We start from the raw sequence: 24,904 nt of genomic DNA, 5'->3' as shown, positions 1-24,904 counted from the left end.
CGCACTGATCGCGGGCGGCTCAGGATCGAGATCAGGCTGACGTCGTGTCATGCGTGGCAGGCCGTCAGTTCAGCGCACCCCCGAAAGCCCGTCACCGAGTCCCGTCAAGGAGACGTACGCAGATGACCGCCATCTCTGAGCGTGTTTCAGACCCCACCGAGCAGCCGGCCTCGAAACGTGTCTCCCAGTCCGTGTTCGACGGCTCCCGGCTCCGGGTCGTCCTGCTGGTGGACGTCTACGACGGCGCCCAGCAGCAGTTCCTGGAGGCGTACGAGGAGATGGGCAAGCAGGTCTCGTCCGTTCCCGGACACGTCAGCGACCAGCTGTGCCAGTCGATCGAGAACCCTTCCCAGTGGCTGATCACGAGCGAGTGGGAGAGCGCGCCGCCGTTCCTCGCGTGGGTGAACAGCGAGGAGCACGTGCGGATGGTGCAGCCGATGCACAGCTGCATCCGGGACACCCGGTCGCTGCGCTTCCACATCGTCCGGGAGACCGGCGGGGAGGCGGCCCGCGCCGTGTCGGGTGAGCGGCGGCTGCAGACGTCGCCGCGCATCGGTGACGGTGTGATCCGGCACGCGCTGACGTTCACGGTGAAGCCGGGCAGTGAGAAGAAGGTCGCCGAGCTGCTGGCGAACTACGAGTCGCCGCAGGCGCGGGTGGACGACACGACCCGGCTGTGCCGTACCTCGCTGTTCATGCACGGCAACCGTGTGGTGCGCGCCATCGAGGTGCGCGGTGACCTGCTGGCGGCGCTCCGGCACGTGGCGCGGCAGCCGGAGATCCGGGCGGTGGAGGAGGCCATCAACCCGTACCTGGAGCAGGAGCGGGACTTCGCCGACCAGGAGTCGGTGCGGGTGTTCTTCACCCGGGCGGCGCTGCCGGCCGTGCACCACGTGACGAGCGGCCAGGACGACGAGCGGGCGCAGCGGCACGCGCTGTACTACCCGGCGCGGCCCGGCATGGGCATGCGGCTGGCGGAGCTGCTGGCCCAGCACGACGAGCGGGCGGCCGACGACCCGGCCAGTGCGGTGCTGCGCAGCACGGTCTTCGAGCGGGACGACGTGGTCGTACGCCTGATCGATGTGCGGGACGGTCTGGACGCGGACCCGGCCTCGGCGCTGGGGCTGGCGGACTCCGCGCAGGTGTCGGAGCTGACGACGCTGCTCGACGAGGGCGCGGCGAAGAAGGACGGCGACCTGGCACGGCTGCTCGACCTCGCCCGGATGGACCTCGTCACCGACCGCCGGTCCGCGCCGGACGCCTGACGTTTCCCTTCAGCCGACGTACACACCACCGGAGGAACGACGTGATCAAAGCCAGGCCCAAGATCGTGGATCTCAGCGACACCGAGCCCAACACCAAGCGCGGAGGCGATCTGCGCGCCATGCTCACCCCGGCCACGGTGGGCTCCACCAGCGGCTTCATGGGGGTGGCCATCGTGCAGCCCGGTGACCGCATCGGGGAGCACTACCACCCGTACTCCGAGGAGTTCGTGTACGTCGTCTGCGGCGACCTGGAGGTGGACCTGGACGGTGAGCCGCACCCGCTCAGGCCCGAGCAGGGGCTGATGATCCCGGCCTACATGCGCCACCGTTTCCGCAACGTGGGCAAGGTCGAGGCGCGGATCGTCTTCCACCTCGGACCGCTGGCGCCGCGCCCGCAGCTCGGGCACGTGGACACCGAGGGCACGGAGGCGGTGCCGTCCGGGGCCGGGGAGCCGGTGGCGGTGCCGGCCGACGCGGCCGAGGTCCGCTCATGACCAGGCGGGTGGCGGTCACCGGCATAGGCATCGTGGCGCCGGGCGGGATCGGCGCGCCGGCGTTCTGGGACCTGCTGGCCAACGGGCGGACGGCGACGCGGGGCATCACGTTCTTCGACCCGTCCGGCCTGCGGTCGCAGATCGCCGCGGAGTGCGACTTCGACCCGGTGGCCGCGGGGCTGTCCGAGGACCAGGTGGCGCGCTGCGACCGCTACATCCAGTTCGCGCTCGCCGCCGGGCAGGAGGCCGTACGGGACTCCGGACTCGACTTCGCAGCGGAGAACCCGTGGCGGGTCGGGGTCTCGCTGGGCACCGCGGTGGGCGGCACCACCCGGCTGGAGAGCGACTACGTCCTGGTCAGCCATGGCGGTGAGCGCTGGGACGTGGACCACGAGCGGGCGCAGCCGTATCTGGAGCGGGCGTTCACGCCGAGCACGCTGGCCTCGACGGTGGCGGAGCGGTTCGGGGCGCGCGGGCCGGTGCAGACCGTCTCGACGGGCTGCACCTCCGGTCTCGACGCGGTCGGGTACGCGCTGCACACCGTGGAGGAGGGCCGGGCCGACATCTGCATAGCCGGTGCGTCGGACTCGCCGATATCGCCGATCACGATGGCGTGCTTCGACGCGATCAAGGCCACGTCGCCGAACAACGACGACCCGGCGCACGCCTCGCGGCCCTTCGACAACGACCGTGACGGGTTCGTCATGGGCGAGGGCGGCGCGGTGCTGGTCCTGGAGGAGCTGGAGCACGCCCGGGCGCGCGGTGCGCACGTGTACTGCGAGCTGAGCGGCTACGCGACGTTCGGCAACGCCTACCACATGACGGGTCTGACCAGTGAGGGTCTGGAGATGGCGCGGGCCATCGAGACGGCGCTGGACCACGCCCGGCTGGACGCCACCGCGATCGGCTACGTGAACGCGCACGGTTCCGGCACCCGGCAGAACGACCGGCACGAGACGGCCGCGGTGAAGCGGGCGCTGGGCCACCACGCCTACGACACGCCGATGAGTTCCATCAAGTCGATGGTGGGTCACTCGCTGGGCGCGATCGGGGCGATCGAGGTGGTGGCCTGCGTGCTGGCGCTGGCCCACCAGGTGGTCCCGCCGACGGCGAACTACACGACCCCGGACCCCGAGTGCGACCTGGACTACGTCCCGCGGGTCGCCCGGGAACGGAAGCTGGACAGCGTGCTCTCCGTGGGCAGCGGCTTCGGCGGTTTCCAGTCCGCGGTGATCCTGACCCGGCAGAGGGAGAGGACGCTATGAGCGCACCCGCGAAGCGGCGGGCGGCCGTCACCGGCATCGGTGTCGTGGCGCCCAACGGAAACAGCACCGAGACCTTCTGGAAGTCCACCCAGGAGGGTGTGAGCGTCCTCGACCGGGTCACGCGCGAGGGCTGTGAGCGGCTGCCGCTGAAGGTGGCGGGCGAGGTGCGGTCCTTCGATCCGTCGGAGACGGTCGAGGAGCGCTACCTCGTGCAGACCGACCGGTTCACGCACTTCGCGATGGCGGCGGCCGACGCGGCGCTGGAGGACGCCCGGCTGGGCCGGGCCGACACGGACGAGGCGCCGTTCTCGGCGGGCGTGGTGACGGCGGCCGGGTCGGGCGGCGGCGAGTTCGGCCAGCGGGAGCTGCAGAAGCTGTGGGGCAAGGGCAGGCGGTACGTCGGCCCGTGGCAGTCGATCGCCTGGTTCTACGCGGCCAGCACGGGCCAGATCTCCATCCGGCGCGGGTTCAAGGGGCCGTGCTCGGTGGTGGCCGCCGACGAGGCCGGCGGTCTGGACGCCCTCGCGCACGCGGCGCGTGCCGTGCGGCGCGGTACGGACGTGATCGTGGCCGGCTCGACGGAGGCGCCGCTGGCCCCGTACTCGGTGGTGTGCCAGCTCGGCTACCGCGAACTGAGCCCGGTGGCCGATCCGGAGCGGGCGTACCGGCCGTTCACCGAGGCGGCGTGCGGGTTCGTGCCCGCCGAGGGCGGCGCGATGCTCGTCGTGGAGGCGGCACAGTCGGCCCGGGAGCGGGGCGTGCCGGTACGGGCGACCGTGGCCGGGCACGCGGCCACCTTCACGGGCGCCTCCCGCTGGGAGCTGTCCCGGCAGGGACTGGCGGAGGCGATCCGCGCGGCCCTGGCGGACGCGGACTGCGCCCCGGAGGAGGTCGACGTGGTCTTCGCGGACGCGCTCGGTGTGCCCGAGGCGGACCGGGCGGAGGCGCTGGCGATCGCCGACGCGCTCGGCGCGCACGGACGGCGGGTGCCGGTGACGGCGCCCAAGACCGGCATCGGCCGGGCGTACTGCGCGGCCCCGGTGCTGGACGCGGCGGCGGCGGTGCTCTCGATGGAGCACGGTCTGATCCCGCCCACCCCCAATGTCTTCGACATCTGCCATGACCTCGATCTGGTGACCGGCCGCGCGCGTGCCGCGCAGGTGCGCACGGCACTGGTCCTGGGCCGGGGGCTCATGGGCTCGAACTCGGCGCTGGTGCTGCGGCACGGCACCGCCGACGCCCCCTAGGTCCTGACGTCAGGGTCTGGTGGCGCCGGGAGCTTCACGCCGGGAGCTACAAGGAGAGGAACCCGCATGAGTGACCGAATCACCGTGGAAGAACTGTCCGAACTCATGAAGAAGGCCGCCGGCATCACCGTCAGCCCCGAGGAACTGACGGACCGGGCCGACACCGGCTTCGACGAGCTCGGCATCGACTCGCTCGGCCTGCTCGGCATCGTGGGCGAACTGGAGAACCGGCACGGCATGCCGATGCCGGCCGACGCGGAGCGCTGCAAGACGCCCCGGAAGTTCCTCGACCTCGTCAACAGCACCCTTCTGGCAGGAGCCTGAGATGGCGGGACACACGCAGAACGAGATCACCATCGCCGCACCGGTGGACCTGGTGTGGGAGATGACCAACGACGTGGAGAAGTGGCCGCAGCTGTTCAGCGAGTACGCCTCCGCGGAGATCCTGAAGCAGGAGGGCGCCAAGTGCACCTTCCGGCTGACCATGCACCCCGACGAGAACGGCACCGTGTGGAGCTGGGTCTCCGAGCGTGAGCCGGACCGGGCCACGCTCACCGTGAAGGCGCGGCGCGTGGAGACCGGGCCGTTCGCCCACATGGACATCCACTGGGCCTACGAGGAGGTCCCCGGCGGCACCCGGATGGTGTGGACCCAGGACTTCGCGATGAAGCCGGAGGCGCCGGTCGACGACGACTGGATGACCGACAACATCAACAAGAACTCCAAGGTCCAGATGGCGCTCATCCGGGACAAGGTCGAGCAGGCCGCGGCGGCCGGGCGGCGGCCCGAGCCGGCCCTGAGCACCGACTGAGCCGGAGCGGACGACAGGAGCGGAACATGCACCAGGCCCTGATCGTGGCCCGGATGGCCCCGGGTTCGGCCCCGGACATCGCCAAGATCTTCGAGGAGTCCGACCGGGGGGAGCTGCCGCACCTCGTGGGCGTCACCCGGCGCAGCCTCTTCCAGTTCGGCGATGTGTACATGCACCTCGTCGAGGCCGACCGGGACCCGGGCCCGGCCATCGCCAAGGTGGCGGGACACCCCGAGTTCCGGGACATCAGCGAGCGGCTGTCGTCGTACGTGAGCGCGTACGACCCCGAGACGTGGCGTTCGCCGAAGGACGCGATGGCGCGGCGCTTCTACCTCTGGGAGCGCGACGGCCGCGGCTGACGCGGCCGGGACGACACCAGGAGTGTCGTACGGGAGGCCGTACGGGGACGCCGTGCGACGGACGGACAACGGCCGCCGAGCCCGCGAGGTCGCGGGCCCGGCGGCCGTCGTCGCAGGGGTGCCGGGCGGGTCAGGCGGGGACGGTGCAGTCGAAGGCGTGCAGGTAGGGGTTGACCGGGCTGATGTCGTCGATGACCAGACCGGCCGCCTCCAGGCGGCTCACCATCGACTTGGTCGTGTGCTTGGCGCCGCCGACGTTGAGCAGCAGCAGCAGGTCCATGGCGGTGCTGAACCGCATCGAGGGCGTGTCGTCGACGAGGTTCTCGATGACGACGACCCGTGCCTTGGCGCCGCCGGCCCGCATGACGTTGCGCAGGCAGCGGGCGGTGGAGTCGTCGTCCCACTCCAGGATGTTCTTGATGATGTACACGTCGGCGTGGACCGGGACGGCCTCGCGGCAGTCGCCGGGCACGATGCTCACGCGGTCCGCGAGCGCCCCGCCCTCGCGCAGCCGCGGGTCGGCGTTGTCGACGACGCGCGGCAGGTCCATCAGGGTGCCGTGCATGCGCGGGTACTTCTCCAGCAGGCTGGCCACCACATGGCCCTGGCCGCCGCCGATGTCGGCGACCGAGGCGGCGCCGGACAGGTCGAGGAGTTCGGCGACGTCGCGGGCGGACTGCTTGCTGGAGGTGGTCATGGCCCGGTTGAAGACGTCCGCCGACTCGGGGGCGTCCTCGTTGAGGTAGACGAAGAACTCCTTGCCGTAGAGGTCCTCGACGACGTTGCGGCCGGTGCGCACGGCCTCGTCGAGCTTCGGCCAGGCGTCCCAGGTCCACGGTTCGGTGCACCACAGGGAGATGTTGCGCAGGCTGCCCGGGTCGTCCTCGCGCAGCAGCCGGGACATGTCGGTGTGCGCGAAGGTGCCGTCGGGGCGCTCTTCGAAGACGCCGTAGCAGGTCAGGGCCCGCAGCAGGCGGCCCAGCGGCTTGGGTTCGGTCTTCACCGCTGCGGCGAGGTCCTCGGCGGTCAGGGGGGTCTCGCCGAGTGCGTCGGCCACGCCGAGGCGGGCCGCGGCGCGCAGGGCGGCGGCACATGCCGCCCCGAACACGAGCTCCCTGAGCCGCATGGACGGCGGTGGGGCGGTCTGAGCGGTCGTCATGTGCCGCCTTCCTTCCATCGGGGGTGTGCTGGTGGCGCTGGTGGCGTTGGTGGTGCGGTGGTGCGGGATCGCGGTGCGGCGGTTCAGCACAGCCCCGCGGGCCTGGAGGCCCGGCAGGAGTTGCGCTCGAAGGTGTTGCCGCGCTTGGTGCTCTCCTGGTTGACCAGGTCGGCGGGTGCGTTGCCGGTCACCGAGTTGCCGGTGATCCGGTTGTCGTCGTTGGTGGCGCCGACGAAGCTCTTGAACAGGACGATGCCGCCGGACAGCGGGGACGTGCCCGAGTTCCCGGTGACCAGGTTCCCGGTGACCTCGCTCTTCTCGGCGCCGGTCAGGACGATGCCGGAGCCCTGCAGGAAGGGCAGCCGGTCGGTCTTGGCGCAGTACTTGTTGTTCCGCAGGACGCGGTTGTCGCGCACGGTCAGCGCGCCGGCCTTCGGCTTGTTCTCGTCGCCGACGACGAAGACGCCCGCGCAGTTGCCGGTGACCTCGTTGGCGGCGACGGTGAGGTTGCGCAGCCGGCGGACGGTGACCCCGATCCGGTTGCCCGCCAGCAGGTTGTGCGCGACCAGCGTCTCCTTGGAGTCGGCGGCGCCCTGTTCGGCGGTGATGGTGTTGGCGAGGAAGATGCCCGCGTCACCGTTGTCCCGGGCGATGTCGCGCTCGTAGGTGCTGTGTTCGGAGCGTTCCTCGGCGAAGCCCCAGACGCCGTTCCTGTCGGAGGTCACGTGCCGGACGGTCAGTCCGTCGGCGCCCACCGAGACGAGGCCGGCGCGGGAGTAGCCGGTCAGGATCAGGTGGGAGACGGTGACACCCACGAGGCGCTTGGACTTGGTGCCCGCCACGCAGATGCCGTTGCCGCGCTTGCCGCAGTCGTCCGTGGCCTTCGTGGCCGGCTTCAGGACGGTGGAGCGGCCGGTGCCGCGCAGGGTCAGGCCGGGCGTCGTGATCTTGACGCTCTGGTGGTAGGTGCCGGGCATCACCAGCACGGTGTCACCGGGCTGCGCGGCGTCCACCGCCTTCTGGATCGATTCCCCGGGGTGGACCAGGTGCGTCGCCGGCACCGAGACCGGCGCGGCGGCGGCCACGCCGGAGCCGACGAGTGCCGTGGCGCATACCAGCAGGGAGATGTGGCGTTTCGTCATATTCTGTACGCTATGACCTGATGACCCGCTGGACTGCCCGATGGGCCATCCGGCGGCGTGTCACACCCGCGCGGCGGCGCCCCGCGCCCGCGGACCCACCCCGCACGGCGCCCGCTCCAGGTGCGCGGGGCTCGCTCGGACCGGCGCCCGCTCCAGGCGCGCGGGGCGCCCGTTCGTCCCGGCGCCCGGTCCCCGGGGCGCGGCGCGACCGGTTCCCCGGCGCCCTTCTCAGACGCGCAGCGCCCGGCCGATCTCCAGTTGCACGGTGTCCAGGGGCCGGCCGTCCTCGATCTCCCACAGGCAGTTCTGGAGCACCCGCCCGAGCGTCCAGGCGCGCGCCCGCTCCCTGTCCAGGCCGAGCCGCGCGGTCAGCGCGTCGAAGCGCCACAGGGTCTCGGCGGGGTCGTAGCGGTTGCCGAGCGCGGGCATCAGGTCGAAACCGGGGTCGCCGGCGAGCGGCTTGGGATCGATGGCGAGCCAGGGCTCGCGGCCGGCGGCGAGCACGTTGTCGTAGTGCAGGTCCCAGTGCAGCAGCCGGTCACCGGGGGCGCCGGCGACCTCGCGCACGGCCGCCGCGCAGTCGGCGAGCAGCCGCCGGTCGCCGGCGTCCGGCACGCGCGGCAGCGCCCACGGCGCCCGCTCCAGCATCGCCTGCGCGATGTCACCCAGCCGCCGCACCCCGGCCGGGGCGGCCACGGAGGTGAGCCGCGCGAGGAGCGCGCCGATCACCTCGACGGCCGCGCGGCTGTCCGGCAGCGCCGACAGCATCCGGGATTCGTCCAGCCGTTCGAGGAGCAGGGTGCAGGTGGGTGCGTCGTGCTCCAGCAGCCGTACGGCCCCCTCGCCGTCCCAGGCGCGCAGCGCGACCGGCTCGCCCGCGCTCTCCTCGTCCAGCGGCTGGAGCTTGAGCGCGGCCGGCGTCCCTGCCCCGGACTCCGGCGAGCAGGGGGCGCCCCCGGCCCGTACCACCGGAAGGACCAGCGCGCACACCCCGTGCATCGGCGGGCCGTCCAGGCGCAGGTCCCAGTGCGCGAGGAAGCGGTCCGCCCGCTCGGGCAGCCCGGCGACGAAGGCCCGGCCCGCCGCGCCGTTGAACTTCTCCTGCGCAGCGGCCAGCTCGGCGGGCACCTCGATCACCGGGCCGACCATACTGGCCGGTGTGAGCGGGGTCATCCGGTTTCGGCGCGGACTCGGAGCGGTGGCGGCGTACGTGCGCGCCGCCCCTGGGACGTACGTCTGGCTGCTGGTCCTGTTCGTCACCACCGTCGCCCTGCACCGCATGTCGCCGGATTTCGAGGAGGACTTCCTGCGGCAGCGGTCGACGAACATCCACGAGCTGTCGGACAACCCGGTGCGGGTGCTGTTCGCCAGCGCGATGTGGATCCCGAGCGGGCGCTGGCTGCCCTACGCCGCCCTCTACTCGCTCTTCCACGCGCAGGCCGAGCGCTGGCTGGGCACCCTGCGCTGGCTGCTGGTGTGCGTGGCCGCGCACGTGCTGGCCACGCTGATCAGCGAGGGCGCGCTGCTGTGGGCGATCAGCCGCCAGGTGGCACCCGCGTCGGCGGTCGACACCCTGGACGTGGGCGTCAGTTACGCGCTCGCCGGGGTGGTGGGCGTGCTGACCTACCGGATCCGCAGGCCCTGGCGGTATCCGTACGCCGCCGCCGTGCTCGTCTTCTTCGGGGTGCCGCTGCTGGCCGGGCGCACCTTCACCGATCTCGGGCATTTCACCGCCGTGCTGATCGGCCTGGGGTGCCGGCCGCTGGCCAGGGGCGCCCGAAAAGCACGGAATCCGAAGGAGACACCGGCACCCACCAGGCGTTAACGTCCGGCCATGAGCAGCTCGGCGAGGAATGCCGCGGGCGGCGGCACAGGCAACGGCGGCGTCGTGAACGGCGGCATCTCCTTCTGGTTCGCGGACGACGGCATCCCCGCCGTGCGCGAGCCGCTGACCGGGGACGCGAGCGCCGACGTGGTGATCGTCGGCGGCGGCTACACGGGACTGTGGACGGCGTACTACCTGAAGAAGGCCGAGCCGTCCCTGCGGATCACCGTGCTGGAGCAGAAGTTCTGCGGCTACGGGGCCTCCGGGCGCAACGGCGGCTGGCTCTACAACGGCGTCGCCGGCCGCGACCGGTACGCGGCACTGCACGGCCACGAGGCCGCCGTACGGCTCCAGCGGGCGATGAACGACACCGTGGACGAGGTGATCCGCGTCGCCGCCGAGGAGGGCATCGCGGCCGACATCCACAAGGGCGGCGTCCTGGAGGTCGCCCGCACCCCCGCCCAGCTGGCCCGCCTGAAGGCCTTCCACGAGCACGAACTGTCCTACGGCGAGAAGGACCGGGAGCTGTACGGGGCCCGGCGGACGGCCGAGCGGATCCGGGTCGCCGACGCGGTCGGCTCCACCTGGACCCCGCACGGCGCCCGCCTGAACCCGGCCAGGCTGGTCAAGGGCCTGGCCGCGGTGGTGGAGGCGCTCGGCGTGACGATCCACGAGGCGACGCCGGTCACCGAGATCCGCCCCCGCCGCGCCCTCACTCCATACGGCACCGTCCGCGCCCCCTACGTGCTGCGCTGCACCGAGGGCTTCACCGCCTCCCTCAAGGGCCAGCGGCGCACCTGGCTGCCGATGAACTCCTCGATGATCGCCACCGAGCCGCTGAGCGAGGCGCAGTGGGCGGCGCTCGGCTGGGACGGCCGCGAGACCCTCGGTGACATGGCGCACGCCTACATGTACGCCCAGCGCACCGCCGACGGCCGCATCGCGCTCGGCGGCCGCGGAGTGCCGTACCGCTTCGGCTCGCGCACCGACAACGACGGCCGCACCCAGCGGGAGACCGTCCGCGACCTGCGCGACATCCTCGTCGGCTTCTTCCCCTCGCTGGCCGGGCTGCGGATCACGCACGCCTGGTCCGGTGTCCTCGGCGTACCGCGCGACTGGTGCGCGACCGTCACCCTGGACCGCGCCGGCGGCCTCGGCTGGGCGGGCGGCTACGTCGGCTCGGGCGTCGCCACCACCAACCTGGCCGCCCGCACCCTGACCGACCTGGTCCGGCTCGACTCCGGCGCGGCGGGCGCGACCGCGCTCACCGCACTGCCCTGGGTCGGGCACAAGGTCCGCAGGTGGGAACCGGAACCGCTGCGCTGGCTGGGCGTGCAGGGCATGTACGCCACCTACCGCACGGCGGACCGCCGCGAGACCCTCACCCACAGCGCCCGCTCCTCCCGGCTGGCCCGCCTCGCGGACCGGGTGGCGGGACGCCACTGAGGGGCACCCGCCCCGGGCCCCGCGCCGCACCTCCTCGCGGGCACGCCGGGCACGCACCTCGCGGGCACGCCCCCGTCCCGCGAGCGTGCGCAGGAGGAGGGTTCCGGGTGCGAACTCGGAACCCTCCCTGCCCCTCGCGGGTTCATGGGACCACCGACTCCGGTACCGCCTTCCCGGCCGCGGTGTGCTTGGGCGCGCGGGCCGTCACCATCAGGCCGGCGGCCAGCCCGGCCAGGAGCATGACGGCCGCGGCCCACCAGATCGCGACCGTGTAGCCGTGCACGACGCCCTCCGGGACCACCCGGGCCCGGTCCGCCGGAGCACGCAGGTGCGCGGTGATGTACGCGGTGCTGCTGGAAATGGCGACCGTGTTGAGCAGCGCGGTGCCGATCGAACCGCCCACCTGCTGCGCGGTGTTCACGGTCGCCGAGGTCACGCCCGCGTCCCGCGCGGCGACGCCCGCGGTGGCGGTGGCGAACACCGGCATGAAGGTCAGGCCCATGCCGAGGCCCATCAGCAGCAGCGCGGGCAGCACCTCGGTGGTGTACCGCGAGGCGACCGTGAGCCGGGTCAGCAGCAGCAGACCGCCCGCCGCCAGCAGCATCCCCGGGACCATGAGCGCGCGGGGCGCCACGTGGTGCAGCAGCCGGGCCGAGATCTGGGTGGAGCCGACGACGATCGCGGCGGTCAGCGGCAGGAAGGCGAGCCCGGTCCGCAGCGGTGAGTAGCCGAGGATCTCCTGCAGGTAGTAGGTCATGAAGAGGAACAGCCCGAACATGCCGATCACCGCCAGCAGCATGGTCAGGAAGCAGCCGGCCCGGTTGCGCTCACGCAGGACGTGCAGGGGCAGCAGCGGCACCGGGGCCCTCGTCTGCCACCACACGAACGCCGCCAGCATCGCCGCGCCCGCCGCGAACAGGGCCAGCACCAGCGCGTCCGTCCAGCCGCGCGGCTGCGCCTCGCTGAAGCCGTAGACGACGGCCACCAGACCGCCGCAGCCCAGCACCGCGCCCGGCACGTCCAGCCGGGCACCGGCGTGCCCCGGCCGCTCGTGCAGCAGCGCGAAGGCGCCGAGCACGGCGACGACGGCGATGGGCACGTTGACGTACAGGCACCAGCGCCAGTCCAGGTACTCGGTCAGCAGGCCGCCGAGGATGAAACCGATCGCCGAGCCGCTGCCCGCGAGCGCGCCGTAGATCCCGAACGCCTTTCCGCGCTCGCGCGGATCGGTGAAGGCCGTGGTCAGCAGGGAGAGCGCGGAGGGCGCCAGGACGGCGGCGAAGGCGCCCTGCAGGGCCCGCGCGCCGAAGAGCAGGCCCGAGGACGTGGCCGCGCCGCCGAACGCGGAGGCGGCGGCGAAGCCGACGAGCCCGATGACGAACGTGCGTTTGCGCCCGGCCAGGTCGGCGATGCGCCCGCCCAGCAGGAGCAGGCCGCCGAACGCGAGGGTGTAGGCGGTGATCACCCACTGGCGGTTGGCGTCCGACATGTGCAGGTCGCGCTGGGCGGAGGGCAGGGCGATGTTCACGATGGTCGCGTCCAGCACCACCATCAGCTGCGCGATGGCGATCACCACCAGCGCCCACCAGCGGTGCGCGTCCGAGGGGCGCGCGTGGCGGGGCTGGTGCCGGGGACGGGGGTGCCGGTGCATGACGGAGGATTCACCTTTTCGGGTGATACTCATCCCGCCAGAACAGCATGAATCGGCACATGCCGCATCCCGGAGTCCCGTGGAACTGGCCGTGGGGCGGGCTCCCCGGTCCGGGGCACGGGAGGCGGGGGTGCCCGGCCGGGCCGGGCGGGGCCGGGCGCCGCGCGGGCGGTGCGTCCCGGGCGGCAGCTCGGCGGCCCGCCGCAGCCGCTCCCGCACGAACGCGGCGGACAGCGGGCCCGGCTTCGGGTACGGCCGTCCGAGGGCCGCGGTGTGTGACATCGCCGGTGTCCGCGCGGCCGGGCGGGGTGCGCCGGGCGCTGTCGGTGGCGGGGTGCACGATGGGGGCATGGCGAGGAGAGCGGCGGACGGCACCGGCGGCGCGGGCGGCGGCCGGGGGCGGGTGAAGGCGGCGCGGCGGCCCGAGGTGCGGCTGCCCGCGCTGGAGGCGTACGAAGGCGCCGGTCTGGTCCCGGACGGCGACTACGACGGGCTGGAGTTCCGGGAGACCGACTTCGCCGGGCAGGACGGCGCGGGCGCCCGGTTCATGGACTGCGCGCTGCGCGGCTGCGTCCTGGACGACGCGTCGCTGCGCCGCGCGCGCCTGTTCGACACGGTCCTCACCGGCGTACGGGGCGTCGGTACGGACCTCGCCGAGGCGACGCTGCGCGACGTCGAGCTGACCGACGCCCGGCTGGGCGGGGTGCAGTCGCACGGCGCGGTGCTGGAGCGGGTGCGCATCCGCGGCGGCAAGATCGACTACCTGAACCTGCGCAAGGCCAGGCTGCGGGACGTGGTCTTCGAGGGCTGCGTCCTGGTCGAGCCGGACTTCGGGGGAGCCCGGCTGGAGCGGGTCGAGTTCGTGGACTGCGTGCTCACGGGCGTCGACTTCGGCGGGGCGGCGCTCACCGACGTCGACCTGCGCGGGGCCGCCCGTCTGGAGATCGCGCGGGGCGTGGACCGGCTGGCGGGGGCGGTGATCAGCACGGGGCAGCTGCTCGACCTGGCGCCGGTGCTGGCGGCGGAACTGGGGGTGAGGGTGGAGGACTGAGGGGCGGGGCGCGGGGCGCGGTGCCGGACGGCGGCGCGCCGGGCAGGGGTCCGGCGGCGGGCGGGGGCGCGCGGTCGGGGGGCGCGGCGCCCGGGCGGTCACACCGGCCATGGGCCTGCCGGCCGGGCGCTCACAACGGCGGGGGTGCGCCGGCCGGGCGGTCGCACCGGCGGGGACGGCGACACCGTGGCCCGGCGGACGGGGTCAGGGCAGGCGGGGGAAGCGGGCCTGGAGGGTCCACAGCGCGGGGTTCTCCGCCAGGTCCTCGTGCAGGTCGCACAGGTCGGCGATCAGGTCGTGCAGGAAGTCGCGTGCCTCCCGGCGCAGTTCGGTGTGGGAGAAGGACAGCGGGGGCTCCTCGGCCGGCATCCAGTCGGCCTCGATGTCCACCCAGCCGAAGCGGCGCTCGAAGAGCATGCGGTCGGTGGACTCGGTGAAGTCCAGTTCGGCCCGCTGGGGGCGCGCCGCCCGGGAACCGGCCGGGTCCCGGTCCACCTCTTCCACGATGTCGCACAGGGCCCACGCGAAGTCGAGCACCGGCACCCAGCCCCAGGCCGTGGCCAGCTCCCGGTCCGACCGGGTGTCCGCCAGATAGACGTCGCCGCAGAACAGGTCGTGGCGCAGGGTGCGCACGTCCGCCCGGCGGTAGTCCGTCTGCGGGGGGTCGGGGAAGCGGTTGGAGAGGGCGTAGCCGATGTCGAGCACGTAGGGATGGTGTCACGGCCGCCGCATAAGATCGCACTCGTGTCCCGAACCGCACTGTTTGTCCGAGCCGCCGGCGCGTTACTGCTGTGCGCCCTCCCGCTGACCGCCTGCGACGGCGGCGTCCACGGCCGGCCGGGCGGGTACGGCCTGCGCGACCCGTACTTCCCGAGGGCGGGCAACGGCGGGTACGACGTGAGCCACTACGGCCTCACGCTCGCCTACGACCCGGACCACCGCCGCCTCACCGGCACGGCCGTGATCACCGCCCGCGCCACCGAGGACCTGTCCGCCTTCGACCTCGATCTCCAGGGGATGGAGGTGGAGAGCGTGACCGTCGAGGGGCGGGGCGCCCGTTTCCACCGGGCGGGGCAGGAGCTGACCGTCCGGCCGCACGACGACCTGGCCCAGGGGGAGACCTTCAGCACCACGGTCCGCTACTCCGGCACCCCGCGCACCCTCACCGACCCCGGCGGGTCCAAGGAGGGCTGGCTGCCCACGGCCGACGGCGCCCTCGCCCTCGGACAGCCGGTCGGCTCGATGGCGTGGTTCCCGGGCAACGACCACCCCTCGGACAAGGCCACGTACGACATCTCCGTCAGCGTGCCCGCGGGCCGGAAACTGACGGCCGTCTCCAACGGCGAGCTGAAGAGCACGACGACCAGCGGGGGCCGAACGACGTACCGCTGGCACACCGGCGAGCCCATGGCGACCTACCTCGCCACGGTCGCGATCGGCGACTTCAAGGTGAGCCGGTCCACTCTCGGCAACGGCCTGCCGGTGTACACGGCGGTCGATCCCGCGCTGGCCGGGGCGAGCGAACCGGTGCTCGCGCAGATCCCCGAGATCATGGACTGGGCGGAGTACAACTTCGGTCCCTACCCCTTCTCCTCCACCGGGGCGATCGTCGACCGCGTCCCCGGTGTCGGCTACGCGCTGGAGACCCAGAACCGCCCCGCCTTCCCCAGCGCCCCCGACACCACCACCCTCGTCCACGAACTCGTCCACCAGTGGTACGGCGACTCCGTCACCCCGAAGAGCTGGCGGGACATGTGGCTCAACGAGTCGTTCGCCACGTACGGGGAGTGGCTGTGGGCGGAGGACCACGACGGCCCCAGCGCGCAGGAGACCTTCGACACCGTCTACCGCGGCGAGGGCGACAACGGCACGGACGTCTGGGCCTATCCGCCCGGCCGGCCGGGCAGCGCCGCGGTCATCTCCGACGCGCCCGTGTACGACCGCGGCGCGATGGTCCTGCACATGATCCGCCGGACGGTCGGCGACGACGCCTTCTACGCCATCGCCCAGGGCTGGGCCGCCGCCCACCGCCACGGCAACGCCTCCACCGCCGACTTCACGGCGTACGTCGAGAAGAAGGCGCCCGGCAAGGACTTCAGCGCCATCTGGCGGGACTGGCTGTACGGCGAGGGCAAGCCCGCCCGCCCGTGAGGAACCCGGCGGGGCGGGCGGATCCGGTCCGCCGGCGTCGACCGCGGGGCGTCGCTGTTCAGACCAGTTCCTTGCGCAGCACCGTGCAGGGACGGCCCCGGCCACGGTCCGCGCGGTGGTCGACGACGCCGTAGCCGAGGGCGGTCCAGAAGGCGAGGCCGGCCCGGTTGCCGTCGAGGACGGCCAGGCGCACGGCGGTGCGGCCCGCCGCGCGGAAGCGGTCCTCGACCAGGGACGCCAGCCGTCTGCCGTGGCCCCGGCGGCCGGCCGCCGCGTCCACCATCAGCAGGCCGATCCACGGGTCGGGGTCGGCCGGATCGGGATGGTGGTCCAGGGTGATGGCGATGCCCACCAGCGCGCCCTCGCTGCGGGCCAGCAGCACCTGCGCGTCCGGGTGGGCCAGCTCGTCCGCGAGTGCGGTGGCGACCTGCTCGGGGCTGATGGCGTCCGGGTCGGGGAAGTCGCCGCTGAGGGCGTGGAAGTCACGCTGGGAGGCGTAGAGCGCGGTGAGTTCGGCCAGCAGCCCGGGCGGCAGGCCGTGGTCGGGAGAGAACGACAGGGGCTGGAGGATCATGCGCGCAACGTATCGCGGCACGCCCTGGGCGTCCGGGGTCTCCTGCGCGCGGACAGGCGCCGGAGCCCGGACCCGCGACGGCGGGTCCGGGCTCCGGGCCGGGTGCGGCGGTCCGTCAGACGTTCACACCGAAGTCCTGGGCGATGCCCACCAGGCCCGAGGCGTAGCCCTGGCCGACCGCGCGGAACTTCCACTCCGCGCCGTTGCGGTACAGCTCGCCGAAGACCATGGCGGTCTCGGTGGCGGCGTCCTCCGACAGGTCGTAGCGGGCGATCTCCGCGCCGCCGGCCTGGTTGACGATGCGGATGTAGGCGTTGCGGACCTGGCCGAAGTTCTGGCTGCGGTTCTCGGCGTCGTAGATGGAGACCGGGAAGACGATCTTGTCGATGTCGGCCGGGAGCCCGGCGAGGTTGACGTTGATCGCCTCGTCGTCGCCCGCGCCCTCGCCGGTGCGGTTGTCACCGGTGTGGACGATGGTGCTGTCCGGGGTCTGCTTGTTGTTGAAGAAGACGAAGTGGGCGTCGGAGTACACCTTGCCCTGCGCGTTGACCGCGATGGCGGAGGCGTCCAGGTCGAAGTCCGTGCCGGTGGTGGTGCGGACGTCCCAGCCGAGGCCCACGGTGACGGCGGTCAGGCCCGGCGCTTCCTTGGTGAGCGAGACGTTGCCGCCCTTGGAGAGGCTTACAGCCATTGTTGGGAGTCCCTTCCCTCGTTGCGTGTGCGGACGAAGCTACCGCCACCTCTAGGAACGCCGAGAGGGGTCCCCATGGTTCCGGATGTCTTTACCTTTTTTACCAAGCCGGGCCCGAACGGCCCGGACCGGCGGCGGGACGGCGCGCCGCCGGGTGTCCGGGAAAACCCGGTGACGTGACCCGGACAGGCGCGGGACCATGGAGGGCATGTCCGGTCCCTATGTCATCCGCGGCTCCGTCGCGCTCCCCGAGGCCGAGCTGGCCTGGCGCTTCTCGCGGTCCTCGGGGCCCGGCGGCCAGCACGTCAACACCACCGACAGCCAGGTGGAACTGCGCTTCGACCTGGCGCGCACCGAGGCGCTGCCCGAGGTGTGGAAGGAGCGCGCCCTGCGGCGGCTGGCGGGCCGGCTCGTCGACGGCGTCGTCACCGTCCGCGCCTCCGAGCACCGCTCCCAGTGGCGCAACCGCGAGGCCGCCGCGGTCCGCCTCGCCTCCCTCCTCGCCGAGGCCACCGCACCCCCGCCCCAGCCCCGCAGGCCCACCCGCATCCCCCGCGGCATCAACGAGCGCCGCCTGCGCGAGAAGAAGCAGCGCTCGCAGACGAAACGGGGGCGATCGGGGCGGGACTGGGGCTAGGTCCTGACGACGGGACCCGGGTCTGGCCGGGCCCCTCTCGTCAGGCGCTCGGCGCGGTGCCGGGTGCCTCCGGACCGGCCGGTTCCCGGGCCAGGTCCAGGACGCCCACCGTCTGGCCGCCGCTCGTCTCGCCGTTCGGGCGGAAGCCGAGCCGCAGGTAGAAGCGCTCCGGGCCGTCCGGGCCCGGGTGCCAGGAGACGTACATCCGGGTGGCGCCCCGGCGGCGGAGTTCGGCGGCGACGGCGTGCACCGCGAACCGGCCGTAGCCGCGGCCCTGTTCACCGGCCGCGATGTTCAGCCGCCACAGGCCCGAGCGGATCACGCTGCCGTCCAGGTGCCAGTCGATGTCGAGGAAGGCCATCAGGAAGCCCACGGGCCGGCCGCCGTCGGTGATCAGCCGCGGCCACGCGGTGCCCGGGTGGACGTAGGCCTCGGCGAGGGACTTCACCACCGGCGCGACCGCGTGCTCCTGGGCCGGGTGGACCCGGATGCCGAGCGCGGCGTCGAGGTTGCCGGGGGTGATCTCCTCCAGGCGCGGCGAGGGCGCGGGGACGGAGGCCGGGGAAGCGGAGGGAGCCGGAGCGGTGGCGGGCGCGGGGGGCGTCGTCATGCGCGCACGGTAGGCGGCCCGCGCGCCGCACGGCCACCGGATTACGGGGCCTCCGGCGGCCCGTGTCCGGCACGGTCACCGGATCACGGGCACCCGGCGGCCCTCGCCCAGCACGGTCACCGGATCACGGGCACCCGGCGGCCCTCGCCCAGCACGGTCACCGGGTGGCGGGCTTTGGCGGCCGTCGCCCCGCACGGTCACCGGATCACGCCCTCCGGCGGCCGTCGCCCCCGCACGGTCACCGGATCACGGGCCCCCGGCGGCCCTCGCCCAGCACGGTCACCGGGTGGCGGGCTTTGGCGGCCGTCGCCCCGCACGGTCACCGGATCACGGGCCCCCGGCGGCCCGTGTCCGGCATGGTCACCGGGTGGCGGGCTTTGGCGGCCCTCGCCCCGCGCGGACACCGGATGTCGGGGACCTGGCGGCCGGTGCCCCGCACGTCCACCGCGTCCCGGGCGTCCCGGCCGAGGCGTCAGCCCAGGTGCCGGTAGCGGCCGCGGAAGTACATCAGCGGGCCGCCCTGCGCGCTCGGCAGCCGGGCGGACAGGACCCGGCCGACGACCAGCGTGTGGTCGCCCGCCGGGACCCGCTGCTCGGTGCGCAGTTCCAGGGTGGCCAGGGCGCCGCCCACCAGCGGGGCGCCGGACACCTCGCCGCGGACGCAGGGGATGTCCGCGAAGAGCAGGCGGTCGCTGATGCGGCCCTTCATGGCGAAGCGGCCGGCGATGTGCCGCTGGCTCTCGGCCAGGACGGACACGGCCCACAGCGGCTGCTCGGCGAGCAGGTCGTCCATGCGGGAGCCCTCGCGCAGGCTGACCAGGGCCAGCGGCGGGTCGAGGGAGACCGACAGGAACGCCGTCGCGGTCATCCCCACGTCCTCCCCGCCCGGCGCGAGCGGGTCCTCCGGGTCGAGCGGCGGCTCCTGCGCGGTCACCAGGACCACGCCCGCGGCCAGGCGGGACATCGCGGCACGGAACTCGTCGTCGGTCACCCCCTCAGCATGCCCGGGGGAGGCGGGGGCGAGGGCGCAGGACGGGGCGGGGGAAGTGTTCAGCACACATCAACGCTAATGACCGGCCCGCGCCCCGCGCATCGGGCCCTGGCCCGACCCCGGTCCTAGGTCCGAGGACCCACCGCCCCGCTCGTCGCGGCTCGTCGGAACCAGCGATTCCAGCCCGTTCCCGCGATCTCTCGTGCATCATGGCCGCACAGCACAAGTTTGCGTTCAGTGAACACTTCGGAAAAAAGCAGAAACTCCAGTCAATTGTTCACGTTCAGTTGTGACTTGAGTCACAAGGGGCGTGAATTGTTGACCCTGTGTACCGAGTGGGCTTCACGCTGTGATTCAGTGGCGTAGACCGCACGGCACGATACGCCGAAGAGAACCCTTTGATTCACTGCGAGGTCTCGGGGGGAGGGCGAGCATGGAGACCGAGTCGGAGCCCTATGTCCGTCTTGCGACCCTGCGGCAACTGCACCAGGTCATGGCGGACATGAACACCGCGCGCAGCCTGGCCGACACACTCCAGACCGTGGCCGACGGCGTCGTGACCGGCCTCGGCTACGAACTGGCCTGCGTCAACCTCGTACGCCCCGACGGCGACCTCGTCGTGGCCGCCTTCTCCGGCAACCCCGCCGCCGAGGCCCTCATCACCGGCCGGGTCGGCTCCCGCGAGTCCTGGGACCGCCGCCTGGCCATGGGCGAGGCCTGGGGCGACCTGGTCTTCATCCCGCACACCGAGGGCTGGGTCCTCGACGACGACGACGTCCCGCAGTGGTACACCGACGGACCCGCTCCCCGCTTCGAGGACGAGTGGCACCCCTCCGACCGCCTCTTCGCCCCGATGTACGCGCCCGGCGCGCCCGCGGGCTCGCCGGGCGAGCTGCTCGGCGTGCTCTCCGTGGACCGGCCGCGGGGCGGCCGCCGCCCCGGCGCCTGGGGCCGCGAGGCTTTGCAGGTGTACGCGTTCCAGGCGGCCATCGCGATCAGCAACGCCCGGCTGCGCGCCAACATGCAGCGCGCCCTGGTCCGGCTGGAGCGCGACCAGCAGGCCCTGCGCGCCAGCGAGGAGAGCTTCCGGCAGGCCTTCGAGTACGCCCCCTCCGGCATGGCCATCGCCGAGATGGGCGGCGACCAGCACGGACGGATCCTGCGCACCAACGACGCCCTGTGCCGCCTGCTGGGCCGCCCCGCCTCCGCGATGCGCCGCTACTCCTTCTCCGACCTCGTCCACCCCGAGGACATAGGCACCCTGCTGCGCACCTCCGCCGAGGGCGGCCGGGCGGAACTGCGCCTGGGCCGCCGCGACGGCACCTACGTCTGGGTCTCCCTGCGCAACTCCGTCGTCGCGGACGCCGCCGACGGCCCCCGCTTCCTGCTCACCCACGTCGAGGACATAGAGGAGCGCAAGCGCCGCGAGCTGCACCTCGCCCACCGCGCCTCCCACGACTCCCTCACCGGCCTGCCGAACTCCGCCGAACTGCGCTCCCGGCTCTCCGCGCGCCTGTGCCGCCGCTCGCACTCCGCGCTCCCCGGCGACCTGGAGTCCCTGGACGCCGCGTACGGCCACCCGGCGCACGCCGCCGCCGGCGCCGGACACGACCACGGCTTCGACTTCGACGCCGGCCCGCAGGTCTACGACGCCTACGACCACCACGTGCACACCGTCGCCCCCGAGGGCGACCGGGACGACGGCGCCAAGGGGCTCGCCGTCCTCTTCTGCGACCTCGACGGTTTCAAGTCGATCAACGACCGGTTCGGGCACAACGCGGGCGACGCCGTCCTCATCGAGGTGGCCCGGCGCCTGTCCAACGGCGTGCGGGACGGCGACACCGTGGCCCGGCTCGGCGGCGACGAGTTCGTGATCCTCGCCGACGGCCTCGGCCGCGCCGACGCCGAGGACCTCGCCGTGCGCCTGCGCAACGAGATCATCCAGCCCATCCGCGCCGAGGGCAGGGCCGTCCGGGTCGGCGCCAGCTTCGGCATCGGATGGGCACATTGCGGGATGACGGCGGACGAAGTGCTGAAGTCCGCGGACGAACGGATGTACGTCGAGAAACGATCTCGTCCCAAACAGCATCGGCGGGCCGGATAAACCGCTGGTCAGCGGCAGGGTGCGGGGTGAGTCACCCGTTCGGGCCCGGGGGAGCGGGTAGGCTCGGTCCAATCTCACGACGTACTGCACCCGACCCGCACTGTTGAGGAGACCAAGGGATGACGCCCGGCGACAACGGCCCGAGCACGCCCGAGGACGACGACCCGTTCGGCTACCTGTACGCCGACGGTCAGGCCAACGGAGCCCAGCCGCCCTCCGGCGGTTACGGCTACCCCGGCTCGGTCAACCGGGTCCGCGCCGTCGGTCAGCGCCAGTACGGCCAGCAGACCCAGCAGACCCCCCAGGCCCCCACGGCGGCCTACGGCCAGGTCCCGCAGCAGGGCGCGTACGGCCAGCCGAACGCCCACTACGCCGCGCCGGAGACCCTGCCCGGCGGCGCACAGCCGCCCCGGCAGCAGCCGGGCCGGGGCAGCGGCGGTGGCGGCCGGCGGGGCCCCAACACCAAGGGCCTGCTGATCGGCGCCGTCGCGGTGGTCGCCGCCGTCGTCATCGGCATCAGCGTCGCCATGATCGGCGACAAGTCCGACGACAAGGGCGACTCCGCGGCGGGCGGTTCGACCCCCACGGCTCCACCGAGCAGCGGTCCGGCCCCGTCGCCGAGCAGCAGCGTGGCCGCCGACGGCGAACTCCCGAAGATCGACGCGAAGGCCCTGCTGCTGGGCGGCGGCGCGACCACCGCCTCCGACGTCAAGGGCGCCCAGTCGGCCGGCGGCGTCTACGTCAACAACTTCAACAAGCCCGGCGCCTCCGTCACCTGGACCGTCAACGGCATACCGGAGGACGGCAAGTACAGCGTCTACCTCGGTTACAGCGTCCCCGGCAAGGACGGCAAGGCCACCCTCACGGTCAACGGCACCCCGTCCACCACGGCGGTGAAGCTGAAGAACTGGGCGGGCGCGGGCGACGGGGACTACGAGAAGGGCTGGACGAAGACCTACAACTGGCTTCAGCTCAACAAGGGCACGAACACCCTCAAGATCTCGTGCGAGCAGGGCGACCAGTGCGACGCCTACCTCGACCAGCTGTGGCTGGTCAAGGGCTGGGTCGGGTCCTCCTGAGTCCGGCGGCTGACTCTCACGCCGCGCTGACCTGCCCCGTCACCTCCACCCGCCCCAGCAGCTTCTCGTAGGCCGCGCGGTCGAACTCGCCGGCCGTCGGGGACAGCACCGTCGCCGCGGACAGGGCGACCGCGCGGGCCAGGCGGTCCGGCCAGGGCAGCTTCTCCACCAGGCCGGAGAGCAGGCCCGCGACCGCGGAGTCGCCCGCGCCGGTCGGGTTGCCGTGGACGCGGGCGGGCGGGGCGGCCCGCCACATGCCCTCGGGGGTGTGCGCGAGCAGGCCCTCGGCGCCGAGGGAGGCGATGACCGTGCGGGCGCCGCGCCTGCGGGCGTCCTGCGTGGCGCGCAGCGGCTCGTGGGAGCCGGTCAGCTCGGCCAGTTCGTCGGCGTTCGGCTTGATGATGTCGGGGCGGGCGGCCAGGCCGCGGCGCAACGCCTCCCCGCTGGTGTCCAGCAGGACGGGCACGCCCGCCGAGCGCGCGGCGCGCACCAGTCCCGCGTACGCGCCCACCGGCAGTCCCGGCGGCAGGCTGCCGCACAGCGCCACCGCCGCCGCGGAGGGCAGCAGGCTCGCGTAGGCGTCCTGGAAGGCGGACCACTCGGCGGCGGTGACGAGCGGGCCCGGCTCGTTGAGCTGGGTGGTGTCGCCGGTGTGCTCGTCGACCACCGCCACCGTGCGCCGGGTCGCGCCGGCCACCGGGACCAGCGCGTCCGTCACGCCGGGCTCGGCCGCGAGCCCGGCGTGCACCTCGCGTCCGGTGGCACCGCCCGCGAAGCCGGTGACCGTCACCTGGTGGCCGAGGGCCGCCAGGACCCGGGCCACGTTGATGCCCTTGCCGCCGGGCCGCTCGGTCACCTCCGACACGCGGTGCGAGGTGTGGGGCCGCAGGGACGGCACCCGGTAGGTGATGTCGAGAGCGGTGTTCAGCGTGACCGTGAGGATCACGTGGGCCGGCCTCCCCCGAGTAAGTGCGCTCGTCACGCACGTGCGCCTGTCACGATGGTCCGGCGGTCCGCCGGAGCTTCGATCATGCCAAACGGACGGCGAACCGCCCACCCCCCGTACCGGCCGCAGCGTCCGGGCGGGCGGCCGCGTACCGCACGGAGCGCGACCGCGGTGCGGGACGGAGACCGTACGAGCACCGCGCGAGTGGCGTACGAGCACAGCGCGCGCCGTACGGAGGCCGCCCCGGTGCCGGGCGGATCAGCCCAGCCGGGGGTCGACCACCCATGCGCCGCGCCGCATGACGCCCTTGAGGACGAAGTCCTCGTCGAGCAGCACCAGGTCGGCGTCCTTGCCGGGCTCCAGGGAGCCGACGCGGTCGTCCATGCCGAGCAGCCGGGCCGGGTTGGCGGACAGCGCGGCCACCACGTCCTCGACCGGCAGCCGGTCGACGGTGACCGCACGCTGGAACGCCCGGTCCAGGGTCAGCGTGGAGCCCGCGATCGAGCCGCCCTCGACCAGCCGGGCCACGCCGTCGGTGACCTGGACCTCCAGGGGGCCGAGCAGGTAGCGGCCGTCACCGGAGCCGGCGGCGTCCATGGCGTCGGTGATGAAGGCGACCCGGGCGGCGCCCGCGTGGTGGAAGGCCAGTTCCAGGGCGGCGGGGTGCAGGTGGACGCCGTCGTTGATCAGCTCGACGGTGACCCGCTCGTCCTCCAGCAGGGCGGTGATCGGGCCCGGCGCGCGGTGGCCGAGCGGCGGCATCGCGTTGAACAGGTGGGTGGCGACGGTGGCTCCGGCGTCGATCGCCTCGACCGTCTGCTCGTAGGTGGCGTCGGTGTGCCCGATCGCCGCGATCACGCCGTGCTCGGCGAGCAGCCGGACGGAGTCGAGGCCGCCGGGCAGCTCGGTGGCGAGCGTGACCATCCTGGCGTGGCCGCGGGCCGCGTCGACCAGCTTGCGCACGTCGGCCGGGTCCGGGTGGCGCAGCAGCGCCTCGGAGTGGGCGCCCTTGCGGCACGGGGAGATGAACGGCCCCTCGAAGTGGATGCCCGCGATCTCACCCTGCTCGGCCAGCTCCGACAGGAGCCCGGCCTGGTGGGTGAGCAGGTCCATCTCGTCGGTGACGGTGGAGGCGACGAGGGTGGTGGTGCCGTGCGCGCGGTGGGCGCGGACGGCGGTCATGACGTCCTCGGCCGAGCCGGAGAAGGCCGCGCCGCCGCCGCCGTGGTTGTGGAGGTCGACGAAGCCGGGGACCAGCCAGTGGCCGGTGACGTCGACGGTCTCGGCGTTCCGCGGGGCGTCTGCGGCGATCCGCGTGCCGTCGACGACCACACGGCCGCCGTCCGCGATCCCGGTGGGCAGCACCACCCGGGCTCCGTCGAGAACCTTGCTGGGGGCCATCTGGT

The 24,904-nt window shown here is 73.3% G+C and carries 25 protein-coding genes; 14 read left to right on the top strand and 11 right to left on the bottom strand.

Going from position 1 to position 24,904, the window contains the following annotated elements; genetic code table 11:
• Positions 1-122: 122 nt before the first annotated feature.
• From IG64_RS17395 to IG64_RS17365, 7 genes are all read left to right on the top strand, one after another.
• Positions 123-1,265, top strand: a complete 1,143-nt coding sequence (locus IG64_RS17395) for a SchA/CurD-like domain-containing protein (RefSeq protein ID WP_037857067.1) — start codon at positions 123-125, stop codon at positions 1,263-1,265.
• Positions 1,266-1,306: 41 nt separating this feature from the next.
• Positions 1,307-1,759, top strand: a complete 453-nt coding sequence (locus tag IG64_RS17390; protein ID WP_037857066.1) for a cupin domain-containing protein — start codon at positions 1,307-1,309, stop codon at positions 1,757-1,759.
• Positions 1,756-3,024, top strand: coding sequence for a beta-ketoacyl-[acyl-carrier-protein] synthase family protein (locus IG64_RS17385; protein WP_037857064.1), 1,269 nt, complete (start codon positions 1,756-1,758; stop codon positions 3,022-3,024). The genes IG64_RS17390 and IG64_RS17385 overlap by 4 nt, the downstream gene beginning before the upstream one ends.
• Entirely contained in the window at positions 3,021-4,271 is a 1,251-nt protein-coding gene (locus IG64_RS17380) for a beta-ketoacyl synthase N-terminal-like domain-containing protein (protein WP_037857060.1), read from the top strand. The genes IG64_RS17385 and IG64_RS17380 overlap by 4 nt, the downstream gene beginning before the upstream one ends.
• A gap of 66 nt (positions 4,272-4,337) precedes the next feature.
• Positions 4,338-4,595: an acyl carrier protein gene (locus tag IG64_RS17375; RefSeq protein ID WP_037857059.1), complete on the top strand. Its 258-nt coding sequence runs from the start codon at positions 4,338-4,340 to the stop codon at positions 4,593-4,595.
• A 1-nt stretch (position 4,596) separates the two neighbouring features.
• On the top strand, positions 4,597-5,082 hold the full coding sequence (locus IG64_RS17370; RefSeq protein WP_037857058.1) for an SRPBCC family protein: 486 nt from the start codon (positions 4,597-4,599) through the stop codon (positions 5,080-5,082).
• Positions 5,083-5,108: 26 nt separating this feature from the next.
• Entirely contained in the window at positions 5,109-5,441 is a 333-nt protein-coding gene (locus IG64_RS17365; protein ID WP_037857056.1) for a TcmI family type II polyketide cyclase, read from the top strand.
• Between the two features lie 130 nt (positions 5,442-5,571).
• Here IG64_RS17365 and IG64_RS17360 read toward each other — a convergent pair whose 3' ends face one another.
• The 3 genes from IG64_RS17360 to IG64_RS17350 all read right to left on the bottom strand — a co-directional run bounded on the left by IG64_RS17360 (position 5,572) and on the right by IG64_RS17350 (position 8,891).
• The gene (locus tag IG64_RS17360; protein ID WP_037857054.1) at positions 5,572-6,600 is read right to left on the bottom strand and encodes a methyltransferase; all 1,029 of its coding nucleotides are present in this window, start codon (positions 6,598-6,600) and stop codon (positions 5,572-5,574) included.
• 83 nt (positions 6,601-6,683) lie between these two features.
• Positions 6,684-7,742, bottom strand: a complete 1,059-nt coding sequence (locus IG64_RS17355; RefSeq protein ID WP_037857050.1) for a right-handed parallel beta-helix repeat-containing protein — start codon at positions 7,740-7,742, stop codon at positions 6,684-6,686.
• 228 nt (positions 7,743-7,970) lie between these two features.
• Complete coding sequence (locus tag IG64_RS17350; protein ID WP_107474281.1) at positions 7,971-8,891, bottom strand: aminoglycoside phosphotransferase family protein; 921 nt, start codon at positions 8,889-8,891, stop codon at positions 7,971-7,973.
• A 10-nt stretch (positions 8,892-8,901) separates the two neighbouring features.
• Here IG64_RS17350 and IG64_RS17345 point away from each other — a divergent pair, with 10 nt between their 5' ends.
• Both IG64_RS17345 and IG64_RS17340 read left to right on the top strand, forming a co-directional pair.
• Positions 8,902-9,567: a rhomboid-like protein gene (locus tag IG64_RS17345; RefSeq protein WP_051813009.1), complete on the top strand. Its 666-nt coding sequence runs from the start codon at positions 8,902-8,904 to the stop codon at positions 9,565-9,567.
• Between the two features lie 9 nt (positions 9,568-9,576).
• The gene (locus tag IG64_RS17340; protein WP_199811607.1) at positions 9,577-11,013 is read left to right on the top strand and encodes an NAD(P)/FAD-dependent oxidoreductase; all 1,437 of its coding nucleotides are present in this window, start codon (positions 9,577-9,579) and stop codon (positions 11,011-11,013) included.
• A gap of 142 nt (positions 11,014-11,155) precedes the next feature.
• Here the strand turns inward: IG64_RS17340 and IG64_RS17335 are convergent, their stop codons facing one another.
• On the bottom strand, positions 11,156-12,664 hold the full coding sequence (locus tag IG64_RS17335; protein ID WP_107474280.1) for an MFS transporter: 1,509 nt from the start codon (positions 12,662-12,664) through the stop codon (positions 11,156-11,158).
• Between the two features lie 349 nt (positions 12,665-13,013).
• Between IG64_RS17335 and IG64_RS17330 the strand changes: the two genes are divergently transcribed.
• Positions 13,014-13,715, top strand: a complete 702-nt coding sequence (locus IG64_RS17330; protein WP_037857044.1) for a pentapeptide repeat-containing protein — start codon at positions 13,014-13,016, stop codon at positions 13,713-13,715.
• 204 nt (positions 13,716-13,919) lie between these two features.
• Here IG64_RS17330 and IG64_RS17325 read toward each other — a convergent pair whose 3' ends face one another.
• On the bottom strand, positions 13,920-14,420 hold the full coding sequence (locus IG64_RS17325; protein ID WP_037857041.1) for a hypothetical protein: 501 nt from the start codon (positions 14,418-14,420) through the stop codon (positions 13,920-13,922).
• A gap of 6 nt (positions 14,421-14,426) precedes the next feature.
• Here IG64_RS17325 and IG64_RS17320 point away from each other — a divergent pair, with 6 nt between their 5' ends.
• On the top strand, positions 14,427-15,866 hold the full coding sequence (locus tag IG64_RS17320) for a M1 family metallopeptidase (RefSeq protein ID WP_107474279.1): 1,440 nt from the start codon (positions 14,427-14,429) through the stop codon (positions 15,864-15,866).
• Positions 15,867-15,924: 58 nt separating this feature from the next.
• Here the strand turns inward: IG64_RS17320 and IG64_RS17315 are convergent, their stop codons facing one another.
• Both IG64_RS17315 and IG64_RS17310 read right to left on the bottom strand, forming a co-directional pair.
• The gene (locus tag IG64_RS17315) at positions 15,925-16,440 is read right to left on the bottom strand and encodes a GNAT family N-acetyltransferase (protein ID WP_037857037.1); all 516 of its coding nucleotides are present in this window, start codon (positions 16,438-16,440) and stop codon (positions 15,925-15,927) included.
• A 115-nt stretch (positions 16,441-16,555) separates the two neighbouring features.
• Complete coding sequence (locus tag IG64_RS17310; RefSeq protein ID WP_037857035.1) at positions 16,556-17,131, bottom strand: TerD family protein; 576 nt, start codon at positions 17,129-17,131, stop codon at positions 16,556-16,558.
• A gap of 199 nt (positions 17,132-17,330) precedes the next feature.
• Between IG64_RS17310 and arfB the strand changes: the two genes are divergently transcribed.
• The gene (gene arfB / locus IG64_RS17305) at positions 17,331-17,768 is read left to right on the top strand and encodes an alternative ribosome rescue aminoacyl-tRNA hydrolase ArfB (RefSeq protein ID WP_037857032.1); all 438 of its coding nucleotides are present in this window, start codon (positions 17,331-17,333) and stop codon (positions 17,766-17,768) included.
• 40 nt (positions 17,769-17,808) lie between these two features.
• Here the strand turns inward: arfB and IG64_RS17300 are convergent, their stop codons facing one another.
• Both IG64_RS17300 and IG64_RS17295 read right to left on the bottom strand, forming a co-directional pair.
• Positions 17,809-18,378, bottom strand: a complete 570-nt coding sequence (locus IG64_RS17300; protein WP_078884056.1) for a GNAT family N-acetyltransferase — start codon at positions 18,376-18,378, stop codon at positions 17,809-17,811.
• A gap of 472 nt (positions 18,379-18,850) precedes the next feature.
• A complete protein-coding gene (locus tag IG64_RS17295; RefSeq protein WP_078884055.1) occupies positions 18,851-19,435 on the bottom strand; it encodes a flavin reductase family protein in 585 nt (194 codons plus the stop codon).
• Between the two features lie 367 nt (positions 19,436-19,802).
• Between IG64_RS17295 and cdgB the strand changes: the two genes are divergently transcribed.
• Both cdgB and IG64_RS17285 read left to right on the top strand, forming a co-directional pair.
• The gene (gene cdgB, locus IG64_RS17290) at positions 19,803-21,473 is read left to right on the top strand and encodes a diguanylate cyclase CdgB (RefSeq protein WP_037857025.1); all 1,671 of its coding nucleotides are present in this window, start codon (positions 19,803-19,805) and stop codon (positions 21,471-21,473) included.
• A 119-nt stretch (positions 21,474-21,592) separates the two neighbouring features.
• Positions 21,593-22,552 (top strand): carbohydrate-binding protein, encoded by a 960-nt coding sequence (locus IG64_RS17285; RefSeq protein WP_037857021.1) that lies wholly within the window; start codon positions 21,593-21,595, stop codon positions 22,550-22,552.
• 16 nt (positions 22,553-22,568) lie between these two features.
• On the opposite strand, the gene IG64_RS17280 is transcribed toward IG64_RS17285, so the two are convergent.
• Positions 22,569-23,498, bottom strand: coding sequence for a 1-phosphofructokinase family hexose kinase (locus IG64_RS17280; protein ID WP_037857017.1), 930 nt, complete (start codon positions 23,496-23,498; stop codon positions 22,569-22,571).
• A 258-nt stretch (positions 23,499-23,756) separates the two neighbouring features.
• On the bottom strand, positions 23,757-24,899 hold the full coding sequence (gene nagA / locus IG64_RS17275) for an N-acetylglucosamine-6-phosphate deacetylase (protein ID WP_037857016.1): 1,143 nt from the start codon (positions 24,897-24,899) through the stop codon (positions 23,757-23,759).
• Between the last annotated feature and the right edge of the window lie 5 nt (positions 24,900-24,904).

The organism is Streptomyces sp. NRRL S-340, assembly GCF_000720185.1.
In the GTDB taxonomy this organism is placed as follows: domain Bacteria; phylum Actinomycetota; class Actinomycetes; order Streptomycetales; family Streptomycetaceae; genus Streptomyces.
The sequence above is the reverse complement of the archived record's forward strand: the minus strand, read 5'-3'. Positions and strand labels throughout refer to the sequence as shown.

Bases quoted from the DNA above. Each gene is read 5' to 3' on its own strand.
- IG64_RS17395 (WP_037857067.1), top strand. From the start codon at position 123: ATGACCGCCATCTCTGAGCGTGTTTCAGACCCCACCGAGCAGCCGGCC.
- IG64_RS17385 (WP_037857064.1), top strand. From the start codon at position 1,756: ATGACCAGGCGGGTGGCGGTCACCGGCATAGGCATCGTGGCGCCGGGC.
- IG64_RS17380 (WP_037857060.1), top strand. From the start codon at position 3,021: ATGAGCGCACCCGCGAAGCGGCGGGCGGCCGTCACCGGCATCGGTGTC.
- IG64_RS17375 (WP_037857059.1), top strand. From the start codon at position 4,338: ATGAGTGACCGAATCACCGTGGAAGAACTGTCCGAACTCATGAAGAAG.
- IG64_RS17370 (WP_037857058.1), top strand. From the start codon at position 4,597: ATGGCGGGACACACGCAGAACGAGATCACCATCGCCGCACCGGTGGAC.
- IG64_RS17365 (WP_037857056.1), top strand. From the start codon at position 5,109: ATGCACCAGGCCCTGATCGTGGCCCGGATGGCCCCGGGTTCGGCCCCG.
- IG64_RS17360 (WP_037857054.1), bottom strand. From the start codon at position 6,600: ATGACGACCGCTCAGACCGCCCCACCGCCGTCCATGCGGCTCAGGGAG.
- IG64_RS17355 (WP_037857050.1), bottom strand. From the start codon at position 7,742: ATGACGAAACGCCACATCTCCCTGCTGGTATGCGCCACGGCACTCGTC.
- IG64_RS17350 (WP_107474281.1), bottom strand. From the start codon at position 8,891: ATGGTCGGCCCGGTGATCGAGGTGCCCGCCGAGCTGGCCGCTGCGCAG.
- IG64_RS17340 (WP_199811607.1), top strand. From the start codon at position 9,577: ATGAGCAGCTCGGCGAGGAATGCCGCGGGCGGCGGCACAGGCAACGGC.
- IG64_RS17335 (WP_107474280.1), bottom strand. From the start codon at position 12,664: ATGCACCGGCACCCCCGTCCCCGGCACCAGCCCCGCCACGCGCGCCCC.
- IG64_RS17330 (WP_037857044.1), top strand. From the start codon at position 13,014: ATGGCGAGGAGAGCGGCGGACGGCACCGGCGGCGCGGGCGGCGGCCGG.
- IG64_RS17320 (WP_107474279.1), top strand. From the start codon at position 14,427: ATGGTGTCACGGCCGCCGCATAAGATCGCACTCGTGTCCCGAACCGCA.
- IG64_RS17315 (WP_037857037.1), bottom strand. From the start codon at position 16,440: ATGATCCTCCAGCCCCTGTCGTTCTCTCCCGACCACGGCCTGCCGCCC.
- IG64_RS17310 (WP_037857035.1), bottom strand. From the start codon at position 17,131: ATGGCTGTAAGCCTCTCCAAGGGCGGCAACGTCTCGCTCACCAAGGAA.
- arfB (WP_037857032.1), top strand. From the start codon at position 17,331: ATGGAGGGCATGTCCGGTCCCTATGTCATCCGCGGCTCCGTCGCGCTC.
- IG64_RS17300 (WP_078884056.1), bottom strand. From the start codon at position 18,378: ATGACGACGCCCCCCGCGCCCGCCACCGCTCCGGCTCCCTCCGCTTCC.
- cdgB (WP_037857025.1), top strand. From the start codon at position 19,803: ATGGAGACCGAGTCGGAGCCCTATGTCCGTCTTGCGACCCTGCGGCAA.
- IG64_RS17285 (WP_037857021.1), top strand. From the start codon at position 21,593: ATGACGCCCGGCGACAACGGCCCGAGCACGCCCGAGGACGACGACCCG.
- nagA (WP_037857016.1), bottom strand. From the start codon at position 24,899: ATGGCCCCCAGCAAGGTTCTCGACGGAGCCCGGGTGGTGCTGCCCACC.